We start from the raw sequence: 12,597 nt of genomic DNA on the forward strand, positions 1-12,597 counted from the left end.
CCACTCCAGTTGGTGATGTTCACCCGCGCGAGTGAGCGTGCGCCGTGGGCGGGAGGGGTGGGGCTTGGTGGGGTTTCTTTCTCTCCCGTGGTCCTTGGGAAAGACGTCCGACGGCACCGGAACACACGCGATCGGGTTCCGGTGCCGTTGTCGTTTCCGCTGGTCAGCGTGGGGGGAGATCGAGTTCCGCCCATAGGGTCTTACGGGGGACCGGCCCGAGCTCCACGCCCCAGCGGTCGGCGAGGGCCTCGACGAGGAGCAGACCGCGTCCGGACTCGGCGCCGGGGGCGGGAACGCGGCGGCTCGGGAGGTCGTCACCGCGGGTGTCCGTGACCTCGATGCGGAGGGTCGCGCCGTCGGTCAGGAGGGCGAGGCGGAAGTCGCGTCCGGCGAGCCGGCCGTGGGTGGCCGCGTTGACGGCGAGTTCGGCGACGAGGTGTTCGGCGGCCTCGGTGGTGCGGTGGGGCAGCTCCCGGCCGCGCGTCCAGTCCGTGGCGAGCAGCCGGGCGAGACGGGCGCCGCGGGGTGTGGGTGACAGGAGCACGCTGAAGTGGTCGGCGGATGACAGAAGTTGGGTGGACTTTTCGCTGTTCACGGGACCGAGCGTGGCCGGACGTGCTTACCGTGAAGAGTGACAGACCCGGTACGTAGGGTGACTGTCGGTGCTTGTCGGCCGCTGTCCGGACCGTCGGAAAAACCGGCCTGCGAGTAAGGGCGTTGCACAGCACGGCGGTACGACAGAGGGGTGCGGTATGTCGGTGGACGGCGAGGCGGTACGGCTCCGGACCGAGACCGAGGAGGACGAGCCGGGGTGGGAGGTGGACCCGGAGGACGAGTGGGGGGTGGCCGTTCTCACCACCGTGGGACGTCAGTTGAGGCTGCGGCGGGAGGCGATGGGCATGCGGGTCGTCGACTTCGCGGCGGCGGTCAGGTACGGGGACGACCTGGTCTACAAAGTAGAGGGTGGGAAGCGGATTCCCCAGCAGGAGTATCTGCGCAGGGCCGACGAGGTGTTGGGCGCGGGCGGGCTCATCGCGGCGGCGTGGGAGGACGTGAGGAAGGTCCGGTACCCGAAGAAAATTCGGGACATGGCCCGCGTGGAGGCACAGGCGGTCGAGCTGACCGCGTACGGCACCCACAATCTTCACGGCCTGTTGCAGACAGAGGGCTACATGCGTGCACTGTTCGAGATGCGGCGGCCGGCGCACTCACAGGACCAGGTGGAGCGGCTGGTTGGTGCGCGTATGGCCCGCAAGGTGATCTTCGAGCGGGACCCTTCTCCAGAGCTGTGTTTTGTCCAGGAAGAGGCGACGCTCAGGCGGCCACTCGGCGGCAGAATGGTGCTGCGCCACCAGCTGGAGCATCTTCTGGAGCTCGGTCAGATGCGGAACGTCGAGATCCAGGTGATGCCGATCGACCGTGCGGTCCATGCCGGTATGGGAGGCGAGATCCAAGTGCTCAAGTTCGCCGATGGCACGGCAGTTGGCCGAGCCGAAGGAGACTTCGGCAGCCGTCCCGTCACGGAGTTGAAGCATCTTCGGATCATGGAACTGCGGTGTGGCATCATCCGAGCTCAGGCTCTCTCACCAGGGGAGTCGCTGGCCTTCATCGAGCAAGTGCTGGGAGAGACATGATCCGCAAGACGTCTGCTGAGGACGGGTCGGAGCTGCGGTGGTTCAAGAGCAGCTACAGCGACAGCAGCAACAGCAACGAGTGCGTTGAGGTCGCGACCATGCTTGACGCGGTGCACGTCCGTGACTCCAAGAACGTTGAAGGCCCTCAGCTTGCGCTCACGCGCCACGCGTGGGCCGACTTCGTGGCACACGCGTCGGGAAACTGACCCCCTTCAACTGCGCAGAGGCCCGGAAACAAGCCGTTTCCGGGCCTCTGGACGTACGTCACGCGTTCTACGCGGTCGGCTTCTCCTCGAGGCGCGGGAAGAGGACCGCGCCCTTGGTGACCGTCGAACCGGCGGGGAGCAGGCCCCAGGTGCCGGACTCCTGGACCTTCTGGTCGGCGAGGGCGCCGAGGCCGGCCTCCGCGCCGAGGGAGTCCCAGAGCTTCTGCGAGGTCTCCGGCATGACCGGGTTGAGCAGGACCGCCACCGCGCGCAGGGACTCCGCGGCGGTGTAGAGGATCGTCGCCAGGCGGGCCCTGCCCTCCGGCGAGTCGTCCTTCGCGACCTTCCAGGGCTCCTGCTCGGTGATGTAGCCGTTGACCTGCTTCACGAAGTCGAACACGGCCAGGATGCCGCCCTGGAAGTCCAGCTCCTCGCCGATCTTCCGGTCCGCCTCCGCGACCGCCTTGGCCAGGCCGTCGTGGACCGCCTGCTCCGCCTCGCCGTCGGCCGTCGACGCCGGCAGCTCGCCGCCGAAGTACTTGCCGACCATCGCGGCGACGCGGGACGCCAGGTTGCCGTAGTCGTTCGCCAGCTCGCTGGTGTAGCGGGCGGAGAAGTCCTCCCAGGAGAAGCTGCCGTCCTGGCCGAAGGCGATCGCCCGCAGGAAGTACCAGCGGTACGCGTCCACGCCGAAGTGCGAGGTCAGGTCCTGCGGCTTGATGCCGGTCAGGTTGGACTTGCTCATCTTCTCGCCGCCGACCATCAGCCAGCCGTTCGCGGCGACCTTCCCGGGGAGGGGGAGGCCCTGTGCCATCAGCATGGCCGGCCAGATGATCGCGTGGAAGCGCAGGATGTCCTTGCCGACCAGGTGCACGTCGGCCGGGAAGGTGGCCTCGAACTTCTCCGGGTTCTCGTTGTAGCCGACCGCCGTGGCGTAGTTCAGCAGCGCGTCGACCCACACGTAGATCACGTGCTTGTCGTCCCACGGGACCGGCACGCCCCAGTCGAACGTCGAGCGGGAGATGGACAGGTCCTGCAGCCCCTGGCGGACGAAGTTCACGACCTCGTTGCGCGCCGACTCCGGCTGGATGAAGCCCGGGTTGGCCTCGTAGTGGGCGAGGAGCTTCTCGCCGTACTCGCTGAGCTTGAAGAAGTAGTTCTCCTCGCTGAGGATCTCCACCGGCTTCTTGTGGATCGGGCACAGCTTCTGGCCCGCGTACTCGCCCTCGCCGTCGAGCAGCTCGCCGGGGAGCTTGTACTCCTCGCAGCCCACGCAGTACGGGCCCTCGTAGCCGCCCTTGTAGATCTCGCCCTTGTCGTACAGGTCCTGCACGAACTCCTGGACGCGGTCGGTGTGCCGCTTCTGCGTGGTGCGGATGAAGTCGTCGTTCGCGATGTCGAGGTGTTCCCAGAGGGGCTTCCACGCCTCGTCGACGAGCTTGTCCGCCCACTGCTGCGGGCTGACGCCGTTCGCCTCCGCGGTGCGCATGATCTTCTGACCGTGCTCGTCCGTGCCGGTGAGGTACCACACCTTCTCGCCGCGCTGGCGGTGCCAGCGGGTGAGCACGTCGCCTGCGACGGTCGTGTAGGCGTGGCCCAGGTGAGGAGCGTCGTTGACGTAGTAGATGGGGGTCGAGACGTAGTACGCCTTCGCCCCCTGCTTCTCGGATCCAGTGGCCGCCATGGTCGAAATCCTACTGGCCCCGGGGAGGTCGGCTCACACGCGTTTCGGGGGGCGGACGGGGATCCCGTCCGCCCCCCGGGATGAGGGGTGAGGAGGCGGCTACGGGCGCCAGGCCGCCAGTACGCCCTCGTAGAGCTCCTTGTCGGTGAGCTCGCGGGGGGCGGGGCCCGCGTGGAAGAAGGAGGTGTTCTCCGTCTTCAGCCTGCGGAGGTAGTCGAAGGCCTTGTTGTCGTGCTCGCCGAAGGCGACGAAGGAGAAGAAGACGGCGGGGTGGCTCTTCGCCGCGTCGGTGAGGGCCTGGGTGGCGGGGGTCTTGGCGTCCGGCGCGCCGTCCGTCTGGAAGACCACCAGGGCGGGGGTGCCGGCCGGCTCGTCGGCGTGCCGTGCGAGGACGGCCTCGACGGCCGCGTGGTAGCTGGTGCGGCCCATGCGGCCGAGGCCGGCGTGCAGCTCGTCGATCTTGTTCTCGTGGTCGGAGAGGGTCAGCTCGCCGGTGCCGTCCAGCTCGGTGGAGAAGAACGCGACGTGGAGGGTGGCCTCGGTGTCGACGTGGGCGGCGAGGGCGAGGGTCTGCTCGGCGAGGGCCTGGGCGGAGCCGTCCTTGTAGTACGGGCGCATGGAGGCGGAGCGGTCGAGGACGAGGTAGACCTTGGCGCGGGTGCCGGTGAGACCGCGTTCCTGGAGGGCGGCGCCGGCCGCCTCGTAGGCGGTGGTGAGGGTGGGGGCGGTGGAGCGGACGCGGGTGGCGGGGGTTGCGGGGTGTCCGGCCTCGGCCTCGGCTTCGCCTTCGGCCGGGGTTTCGTTCCCACCCGCACCACCCGTGCTGCTTTCGTCGTCGGGTGCGGGTGGCCCCTGCGGGGCGTCCTCGCCGTCGGCGACCGCGGGCTCGTCCTCGACGGCAGCGCCGGCCTTCGCTTCGGGCTCGGCCTCTGCTGCGACCTCGGCTTCCGGTTCGACCTCGGCCTTGGGCTCCGCTTCGTCCTTGGTTTCCGGCTCCGGCTCGGTGGCGGGCTCCGGCTCGGCCTCGGTGGCCTCGGGCTTGGTCTCCGGCTCGGGCTTTGCCTCCGGCTCCGCCTCGGCTTCGGTGGCGGCCTCGGGCTCGGCGTCGGCCACCGGCTGGACCTCGACGTCGGCCTCCGGTTCGGCTTCGGCTTTGGTTTCCGGCGCGGGTTCGGTCTCGGGCTCTGCTTCGACCTCGGCGGCGGGCTCCGCCTCGGTGGCTTCGGGCTTGGTTTCCGGCTCCGGCTCGGCTTCGGTGGCGGCCTCGGGCTTGGCGGCGGCCACCGGCTGGACCTCGACGTCGGCTTCCGGTTCGGCTTCGGCTTTGGTTTCCGGCGCGGGTTCGGTCTCGGGCTCTGCTTCGACCTCGGCGGCGGGCTCCGCCTCGGCGGCTTCGGGCTTGGTCTCCGGCGCGGGTTCGGTCTCGGTGGCGGCCTCGGGCTTCTCCTCAGCAGCCTCGGGCTTGGCTTCCGGCTGGGTCTCGACGGCCTCGGGCGTTGCTTCGGGTTCCGCCTCCGGCTGGACCTCGGGGTCGGTTTCCGGCTCGGGTCCGGCCGCAGGCTTTTCCTCGGCGGTGGGCTTCGCTTCGGGCTCGGCCTCGACGGCGGTTTCCGGTTCGGCTTCCGCTTCTGCCTTGGTCTCCGGCTCGGCCTCGGTCTCGGCGGCAGCCTCGGGCTCCGCCTTCGTCTCCGGCTCGGGCTCGGTTGCCGGGGTTGCCTCGGTGGGGGGTGAGGGGGTGTCCGAGCGGGTGGGGGTGGGGAGGGTGACCTTGTCGAAGGCCGCGGAGACCAGGTCGTGCTCCTCGCGGGGTTCCGGGACGGCGGCCGTGCGGGACGCCGGGGTGGGCTCGGGGGACGGGGACGGGACCTTCGGAGCCGCGGGGGCCTCCGCGGCCGGCTCCGCCGGGGCGGGCGACGCCGGGGACGTACTCGCCGTCTCGGCGGCGTCCGCCGCACCCTCCGCTTCGGCGGCCCTCGCTTTGCGTGACCGTCCGAACGCGTTCCGCAGGAGAGTGAGAATGCCCATGTGCGCAACCCTTCGCGTGAGTTGATGCCCGTCAATCCCTGGCCAGGACGGACACGTAAGGTTAGCGGCCCGCAAGGGCGATCTTGGGCAGGGTTGGGTTTGCGGAATCGTATATGTCAAGGGGGCGATTCGGCCCGGCACGCCTTCCCGAATGCTGCCGCAGGTTCACTCACCGTTCACCCGGGCGCCCGGCTACCGCACGTATGTACCCCTACGGTCACGCTGACACCACGGGTACCCAAGGAGAGAAAACGTGCGAAAGCTGCTGCCGTTGATCGGAACGCCGTCCGGTTCCCACCCCGGCGGCCGGTCCGCCATGACCTGCCGTTTCCGGTGTGGTGACGCCTGCTTCCACGAGGTGCCCAACACCAGCTCCAACGAGTACGTCGGCGACGTCATCGCCGGCGCCCTCAGCCGCCGCTCCATGATGCGCGCCGCCGCCGTCGTCACCGTCGCCGCGGCCGGCGCCGGAGCGGTCGGCGTCGCCGCCGCCCCCGGGGCGCAGGCGGCCCCCGCCGCCAAGGGCGCCCACGGCCAGCCCAAGTCCAAGGGCGCCCGCGGTCTGCGGTTCACGCCCGTGGCCCCGAACACCGACGACGCCGTGACCGTGCCGGAGGGCTACCGGCAGAACGTCGTCATCCGCTGGGGCGAGCCCATCCTGCGCGGCGCGCCCGCCTTCGACCCGGAGAAGCAGAGCGCCAAGGCGCAGGCCGGGCAGTTCGGGTACAACTGCGACTTCCTCGCCCTGCTGCCGCTGCACGGCGAGCGCGACCGGCAGCTGCTCGTCGCCAACCACGAGTACACCGACGAAGTCCTCATGTTCCGGGACTACGACGCCGCCAACCCCACCCGCGAGCAGGTGGAGATCGCCTGGGCCGCGCACGGGCTCGCCGTGGTCGCGGTGGAGGAGGAGCGGCGGAGCGGCAGGCTGACGCCCGTCACCCGGCACCGGCTCAACCGGCGGCTCACCGCCACCTCCGAGTTCCGGCTCACCGGCCCCGTCGCCGGGTCCGACCTGGTGAAGACCTCCGTCGACCCGAGCGGCACCAAGGTGCTCGGCACCCTCAACAACTGCGCCGGCGGCACCACCCCGTGGGGCACGACCCTGCACGGCGAGGAGAACTTCAACCAGTACTTCGCCAACAGCAGCCGCGCCACCGACAAGCGGTACGGCATCGGGACCGGCGCCACCGAGCGCAAGTGGGAGCGTTTCGACAAGCGGTTCGACGTCTCCCAGGAGCCCAACGAGGTGCACCGGTTCGGGTACGTCGTCGAGCTGGACCCGTACGACCCCGACTCCACGCCCCGCAAGCACACCGCGCTCGGCCGGTTCAAGCACGAGGGCGCGACCGTGCGGCTGACGCACGACGGACGCCCGGTCGTCTACACCGGTGACGACGAGCGGTTCGACTACTTCTACAAGTTCGTCGGCAGCAAGCGGATGCGGCACGGCAACAGCCGCTCCGTCCGCGAGCACAACCTCTCCCTGCTCGACGAGGGCACGCTGTACGTCGCCAAGCTCACCGGTGACTCCCCGGCCATCGAGATCGACGGCACCGGCAGGCTCCCGAAGGACGGCGAGTTCGACGGCAGCGGCCAGTGGATCCCGCTGGCCACCGCCACCGCCGACGGAGCCGTCTCGCACGTCGAGGGCATGACCGCCGAGGAGGTCTTCGTCTTCACGCGCCTCGCCGGTGACAAGGTCGGCGCCACCAAGATGGACCGGCCCGAGGACGTCGAGCCCAACCCGGTCACCGGCAAGGTGTACGTCGCCCTCACCAACAACTCCAACCGCGGCAAGGCCGGTTACGCCGCCGCCGACGAGGCCAACCCGCGCAACTCCAACAAGCACGGCCAGGTCCTGGAGCTGACCGAGCGCTGGAACCGGCCGGAGAGCACGGCGTTCGCCTGGTCGCTGTTCCTGGTCGCGGGCGACCCGGAGGACCCGGCGACGTACTTCGCCGGTTTCCCGAAGGACTCCGTCAGCCCGATCTCCTGCCCGGACAACGTCGCCTTCGACGACCACGGCAACCTGTGGATCTCCACCGACGGCAGCGCCCTCGGCTCCCACGACGGCCTCTTCGGCGTCGCCACGCGCGGTGACCGGCGCGGTGAGCTGAAGCAGTTCCTGACCGTCCCGAACGGTGCGGAGACCTGCGGTCCGGTCATCCAGGACCGGCGGGTGCTGGTCGCCGTACAGCACCCGGGCGAGGTGGACGGGGCGACGGTCGACCAGCCGGCCAGCACCTGGCCCGACGGGCCCGGCACGTACGTCCGCCCGGCCGTGGTCGCGGTGTGGCGCGCGGACGGCCGCGACATCGGCGTCTGACGCCGGCGTCCGGGAGGGGCCGGGCACCGGCCCGCTCCTTCCGGCGGTCACCGTGCGACGGGTGCGGGCCGTCCCCTTCCGGGGCGGCCCGCACGTCCGTCACGGTTGCCGGAAGGCGCCGCCCCGGGGCGTCAGGTCCGGGCCCTGGCCGAGGGCCGGGCCGGGACGGGGGCGGGAGCCGGGGGTGTGCGGCGGGGACCGAAGCGGCCGGTCAGCCAGGAGACCAGGGCCACCGTCAGACCCAGGGCGAGGAGGAGCCAGGACGCCGTGCGCAGGGTGGCGGTGAGGGCGTCGTAGACCGCGGCCGCCGCCGGGCGGTGGACGCGGTCGGGCAGGTCGGCCAGGGTGAGCCGGCGGCCGACGGCGGTCGCGAGGGCGAGCAGGGCGCCGCCCAGGGCCGTGCCCAGGCCGGTCGCGGTGAGCGCGCGGCGGCGGCAGGCGGCGACGGCGATCCCGGTGACGGCGAGGACGACGGCCGCGAGCGGCAGCCAGAAGGCGGCGGCGTCCAGCACGTGGTACCCCTTCCGGAGCCCGGCCACCTCCCCGGCCGGCACCACCGCGACCTCGGTGTGCTCGACGGGGATGCGGTGGGCGAAGGGCATGTGGTCGGCGACGAGCCGCGCCCGTACCCGCGCGGTGACGGGCGCGAGGTCGACGGTGACCGGGCCGGGGGCGGCCCGGTCGTCGCGCAGGGCGCGCAGGACGGCGTCGTGGACGGCCCTGTTCCCGGCCTCCCAGGCGGTGCGGAACGCCTCGGTGCGGGTGAAGGAGCGGATCGCCTCGCGCACGAACGGTCCGAGGGTGGGGCCGGCCGCCGTCTCCGGTTCCAGTTCGCGTACGACCTCGTCCACGACGGCGTCGGCCACGGCGTCGCGTACGTCGGGATGGGCGGCCAGCGGGGCCATGGCGGCGACGTAGCGTCCGGTGTCGGCGAGGGCGAAGGCCGCCCAGGCGGCCAGGGTGCCGCAGGGGGTCAGCAGGCAGGCGAGGGCGAGCAGTGCCGCGGAGAGGGCGTTGCGGAGGCGGGTGCGGTGGGGGGCCACGTGGTCAGTCAAGGTGGCGGGGGGTGGGGGCGCGAGTGCTGGGTGGGCGTGCGGGTGTACGCGTGGGCCGAACGGGGGGCGCCGTGCTGGTGCGGGCCGGGGTGGGTCGCGCAGCCCGGCGCCTGCGGGGCGCTGTCGCGCCCACCCGTGCCCACCCGCGCCCACCCGTGCCACCCTGCGGCACGGGTGGGCGCGGGAACGACGGGGCGGGGTGAGGTGGGCTCAGCCCACTCGGTGGCCTTGTGCGTCCTCGTGGGTGTAGAAGCGGTAGAACATCGCCAGGAAGACCCCCGCCGCGACCGCCAGGCCCAGGATCGCGGAGCGCGGGAGGGTCGCGCCGGCGGTCTGGTCGCACAGGAAGCCGACCGCGATGCCGCTGAACGCCGCCCACAGCACCGCGTGCAGTTCGCGCCGCACCTTCGGGGCGAAGGCGAGGAGCGCCATGAACACCAGGGCGAACGCGAGCCCGGTGAGGAAGCCGAACAGGAAGTTCCAGCCGGTGATGGGCCCGCCGAAGCGCCGGGCGGCCGCCGCCCAGTAGCCGTACACGAGCCCGAGGAGGACGGGTATCACGACCTTCGCCACCCTGTGGGTCCGTGCGCTGAAGATGTCGGTCGTGCCGGCCGGCTCGATCGCTCCCCGGGGCCGGGGTGCCGCGTGCGCCATGAGAGCACTCCTCTCTCCTCGCCCCCGCCCCACCAATGCACACCTCCCCGGGCCCGTCGGCAAGTGGAGACCGGATGCGGACGGCACCGCCCCGTGTTTCGCTGGGGCCGTGAGTCCGGGCAGCGGGGGACACGGCCTGCACGACCGGTACCCCCCGGCCGGCCGGCGCGACGTCGTGCACCGGCACGAGATGCTGCAGGTGGGGGGCCGCAGCGTCGCCTGGGTGCCGCCGTTGCTGCTGCTCGTGGCCATCACGGTGGCCGACTACAACACCGGCGGCGAGTTCCGGACCATCTCCTGGATCGTGCTGGTGCCGGGCATCGCCTCCGCGATCTGCGGGGTGTGGGGAACGGTCCTGTTCGCCGTGCTCGCGTTGGCCACGTACACCCTGGTGGACAACGCCTGGCCGCACCAGTTCCAGGCGGGGCTGCCCGACTTCATCCTCGTCGCCGCCGGTGGCGTCCTCGCCACGCTGGCCTGCGTGGTGCGGGTGCGCGGTGAGCGCCGCGCGCTGCACCTGCGGGACGTCACCGAGACCGTACGGCGCACCGTGCTGCGGCCCCTGCCGCCGCGCTGGGGCGGCCTGGAGCACGCCGGGGTCTACCTCACCGCGGACGCCCAGGCCCGCGTCGGCGGCGACTTCTACGACATCCAGCCGGGCCCCCACGGCACCCGGGTGTTCGTCGGTGACGTCCAGGGCAAGGGGCTGGGCGCGGTGGAGACGGCGGCGGTGCTGCTCGGGGCGTTCCGCGAGGCCGGCTACCACGAGGCGGACCTGACGGCGGTCGCCGACCGGCTGGAGGACCGGATGCTGCGGCACCGCGAGTACACCACGGCGCTCGGCCGGGGCGACGGCGACCGCTTCGCCACCGCCGTGCTGCTCGGTTTCCCGGCGGACCGCACCGACGTCGTGGACGCCGTCGTGTTCGGGCACGAACCCCCGCTGGCCGTCGGCCCCGGCGGCGTACGGGCCCTGCCGGCCGACGGGGGTCTGCCGATCGGCTGCCGCGACCTCGCCCCCGGCCCGCCGCCGGTGTGCCGGGTGCCGGTCGCCGCCGACGAGACGCTGCTGCTGGTCACCGACGGCGTGACCGAGGCCCGGGACGGCGCCGGCGACTTCTACCGGCTCGCCGACGACCTGGACCGGGCGGTGGCGGCGGACCCGCGGGTCGTCGCGCCGGTCCGGCTGGTCTCCGTCGTCCGGGACGGGACGCTGCGGCACAGCCGGGGGCACCTGGTCGACGACACCACCGCCTTCGCGGTACGACGGATCCGCGCGCCCGGGGGCGAAGGCCCCGAAGGGGTACGTTCACCTCACTGACATCACCCTTCGCAGCCGCAGCGGTTACCGTGCTGCCGTAGGTGATCGACAGGGAGGGGACCATGCCCGGAACCGTGCTGCTGCTGGCGGCCTCACCGCTGGGCCGCGGCCGGCTGGTGGACGCCGCGTCCGTGCTCCCGGTCCTCGCGGCGGTGCCACCCGCCGTGCTGTCCGGCGCGGACACCGCGAACGTCGTCGAACTCGCCGACCCGCTGGAGCCGCAGGCCGTGCTGACCCGGCTGCGTGCCGCCGCGGCGGCGCCGGGTCCGCTGACCGTGTACGTCACCGGTCAGCTCCAGCTCGACCGCCGCCAGCGGCTGCCGCATCTGGCGCTGGCCCGGACGACCGCGTCCACCGTGCGGTACACCGGACTGCCGTGGCACTGGTTCCGGGAGGAACTGCGGCTGCGTCCGGCGGGCGCGACGACGCTCTTCCTCGACCTGCACGCCGACCCGGAGACCTGGCAGGCGCTGAGCGCGTCGCGGCCGCCGGGCCCGTTCCCGCTCGACTGCGGTCCCGACAACGCCGTCTACGGCCGTGTCGCGCCCCCGCCGTCCCGTCGCGGGGTCGCGGCACCGGCGTACATGAAGGCGGTCGCGACGATCCTGCGCAGCGGATGGCGTCCGCCGGACGAGGAGCTGCACCAGCAGGCGCTGACGCGGATCGCGCCGGAGAGCGCGGGCACCGACCTGCCGCTGGCGCGGCGCGGGCCGGTGCCGGGCGATCCGCACGCGGCCGTCACCGCCGCCGTGCGCTCCGGCCGGCACGCGGACGCCGACGCGCTGGCCGCGCGGCTGGAGCAGGCGGCCGGTCTGGCGCACGGGCCGGCCTCCGAGGAGGCGCTGCACTGGACGGAGGTCCGGGCGGACCTGGCGATGCTGGCCGGGGACGCGGCGCGCAGCTGCCGCACCTGGCTGGCCGTCGCGAGCGCCCGGCTGTCCGCCGGGCAGTCGGCGGACGCGCCCGCCGTGGAGACGGCCGTGGACCGGGCGCACCACCAGTGGGGCCGGATCGGGGACCCGGCCAGGGCCCGCGAACTCGGCGCGGTCCTCGCGGAGTTGCGTGGCCGGGTACCGGGCCGGCGCGAGGGTGCCCTGGACCATGTGCGGCGCCAGCTGAGCCAGTTGCAGACCCAGGGCTGAGCGCCGTCCGGGCCGGCACGCGGAGCCCTGCCCGCTCGACGGGCCGGGCTGCCGGACTCCCGGGCTGCCCGACTTCCCGGGCTTCCGGACTCCCGGGCTGCTTGATTCCTGAGCTCCCCGGCTGCCGGACTTCTCGGGCTTCCGGACTCCCCGGGCTCCCCGACTCTCTGAGCTGCCGGGCTCACCGGACCGCCGGACTTCCGGGCGTGACCGGTGGTCCGAGGTGTCGCGCCCGCTACGGCCCTCGTCGTCCGTGTGCCCGTGTGCCCCCGTGCCCGTGCGGCCGGGACGCGCGTTCCTACCGGACCGCCGCCTCCACCGGTGTCGTGGTCTGCCGCTGCGGCTCGGGGCCGGTGGCCTTGGCCGGGCCCGCGTTGGCCGCCAGGACCAGCGCCGCGACCGCGGCGACGCCCGCGGCGAGGCCACGGGCGTAACGCTCGGTGGTGCGTGTGCGTTCCAGCACGGCGACCTCGCAACAGCGACGGGTTAAGCACGTTTAATCCGCGGTTTAACCTAGGGGCTGTCGGACACGAACGGCAAGGGGCGA

The 12,597-nt window shown here is 72.5% G+C and carries 11 protein-coding genes; 5 read left to right on the forward strand and 6 right to left on the reverse strand.

Annotation, left to right across the window (positions count from 1 at the left end):
* Positions 1–163 precede the first annotated feature (163 nt).
* On the reverse strand, positions 164–595 hold the full coding sequence (locus ACFY3N_RS08240) for an ATP-binding protein (RefSeq protein WP_390815805.1): 432 nt from the start codon (positions 593–595) through the stop codon (positions 164–166).
* Between the two features lie 157 nt (positions 596–752).
* On the opposite strand from ACFY3N_RS08240, the gene ACFY3N_RS08245 reads away from it, so the two are divergent.
* Complete coding sequence (locus ACFY3N_RS08245; RefSeq protein WP_390815806.1) at positions 753–1,634, forward strand: helix-turn-helix domain-containing protein; 882 nt, start codon at positions 753–755, stop codon at positions 1,632–1,634.
* Positions 1,631–1,840 carry a DUF397 domain-containing protein gene (locus ACFY3N_RS08250; protein ID WP_390815807.1) on the forward strand — a complete coding sequence of 70 codons (210 nt, stop codon included), beginning with the start codon at positions 1,631–1,633 and terminating at the stop codon, positions 1,838–1,840. Before ACFY3N_RS08245 ends, ACFY3N_RS08250 begins: the two co-directional genes overlap by 4 nt.
* Before the next feature lie 67 nt (positions 1,841–1,907).
* Here ACFY3N_RS08250 and metG read toward each other — a convergent pair whose 3' ends face one another.
* The gene (gene metG / locus ACFY3N_RS08255; RefSeq protein WP_390815808.1) at positions 1,908–3,524 is read right to left on the reverse strand and encodes a methionine--tRNA ligase; all 1,617 of its coding nucleotides are present in this window, start codon (positions 3,522–3,524) and stop codon (positions 1,908–1,910) included.
* A 99-nt stretch (positions 3,525–3,623) separates the two neighbouring features.
* The gene (locus tag ACFY3N_RS08260; RefSeq protein ID WP_390815809.1) at positions 3,624–5,549 is read right to left on the reverse strand and encodes a VWA domain-containing protein; all 1,926 of its coding nucleotides are present in this window, start codon (positions 5,547–5,549) and stop codon (positions 3,624–3,626) included.
* Positions 5,550–5,802: 253 nt separating this feature from the next.
* Here ACFY3N_RS08260 and ACFY3N_RS08265 point away from each other — a divergent pair, with 253 nt between their 5' ends.
* Positions 5,803–7,878 (forward strand): PhoX family protein, encoded by a 2,076-nt coding sequence (locus tag ACFY3N_RS08265; protein ID WP_390815810.1) that lies wholly within the window; start codon positions 5,803–5,805, stop codon positions 7,876–7,878.
* Between the two features lie 131 nt (positions 7,879–8,009).
* Here ACFY3N_RS08265 and ACFY3N_RS08270 read toward each other — a convergent pair whose 3' ends face one another.
* Together ACFY3N_RS08270 and ACFY3N_RS08275 are read right to left on the reverse strand one after the other, a co-directional pair.
* On the reverse strand, positions 8,010–8,921 hold the full coding sequence (locus ACFY3N_RS08270) for a hypothetical protein (RefSeq protein WP_390815811.1): 912 nt from the start codon (positions 8,919–8,921) through the stop codon (positions 8,010–8,012).
* A 222-nt stretch (positions 8,922–9,143) separates the two neighbouring features.
* Positions 9,144–9,587: a hypothetical protein gene (locus ACFY3N_RS08275; RefSeq protein ID WP_390815812.1), complete on the reverse strand. Its 444-nt coding sequence runs from the start codon at positions 9,585–9,587 to the stop codon at positions 9,144–9,146.
* A 190-nt stretch (positions 9,588–9,777) separates the two neighbouring features.
* Between ACFY3N_RS08275 and ACFY3N_RS08280 the strand changes: the two genes are divergently transcribed.
* Together ACFY3N_RS08280 and ACFY3N_RS08285 are read left to right on the forward strand one after the other, a co-directional pair.
* Positions 9,778–10,908 (forward strand): PP2C family protein-serine/threonine phosphatase, encoded by a 1,131-nt coding sequence (locus ACFY3N_RS08280; protein ID WP_390816061.1) that lies wholly within the window; start codon positions 9,778–9,780, stop codon positions 10,906–10,908.
* 62 nt (positions 10,909–10,970) lie between these two features.
* Positions 10,971–12,050, forward strand: a complete 1,080-nt coding sequence (locus ACFY3N_RS08285) for a hypothetical protein (RefSeq protein ID WP_390815813.1) — start codon at positions 10,971–10,973, stop codon at positions 12,048–12,050.
* A 298-nt stretch (positions 12,051–12,348) separates the two neighbouring features.
* Here ACFY3N_RS08285 and ACFY3N_RS08290 read toward each other — a convergent pair whose 3' ends face one another.
* Positions 12,349–12,513, reverse strand: coding sequence for a hypothetical protein (locus ACFY3N_RS08290; RefSeq protein WP_390815814.1), 165 nt, complete (start codon positions 12,511–12,513; stop codon positions 12,349–12,351).
* Positions 12,514–12,597 lie beyond the last annotated feature (84 nt).

The sequence above is a fragment of the Streptomyces sp. NPDC000348 genome (genome assembly GCF_042898795.1).
Lineage (GTDB): Bacteria > Actinomycetota > Actinomycetes > Streptomycetales > Streptomycetaceae > Streptomyces.

Excerpts from the sequence above, each read along its gene's own strand:
- ACFY3N_RS08245 (WP_390815806.1), top strand. The coding sequence starts at position 753 with ATGTCGGTGGACGGCGAGGCGGTACGGCTCCGGACCGAGACCGAGGAG.
- ACFY3N_RS08250 (WP_390815807.1), top strand. The coding sequence starts at position 1,631 with ATGATCCGCAAGACGTCTGCTGAGGACGGGTCGGAGCTGCGGTGGTTC.
- metG (WP_390815808.1), bottom strand. The coding sequence starts at position 3,524 with ATGGCGGCCACTGGATCCGAGAAGCAGGGGGCGAAGGCGTACTACGTC.
- ACFY3N_RS08260 (WP_390815809.1), bottom strand. The coding sequence starts at position 5,549 with ATGGGCATTCTCACTCTCCTGCGGAACGCGTTCGGACGGTCACGCAAA.
- ACFY3N_RS08275 (WP_390815812.1), bottom strand. The coding sequence starts at position 9,587 with ATGGCGCACGCGGCACCCCGGCCCCGGGGAGCGATCGAGCCGGCCGGC.
- ACFY3N_RS08280 (WP_390816061.1), top strand. The coding sequence starts at position 9,778 with ATGCTGCAGGTGGGGGGCCGCAGCGTCGCCTGGGTGCCGCCGTTGCTG.
- ACFY3N_RS08285 (WP_390815813.1), top strand. The coding sequence starts at position 10,971 with ATGCCCGGAACCGTGCTGCTGCTGGCGGCCTCACCGCTGGGCCGCGGC.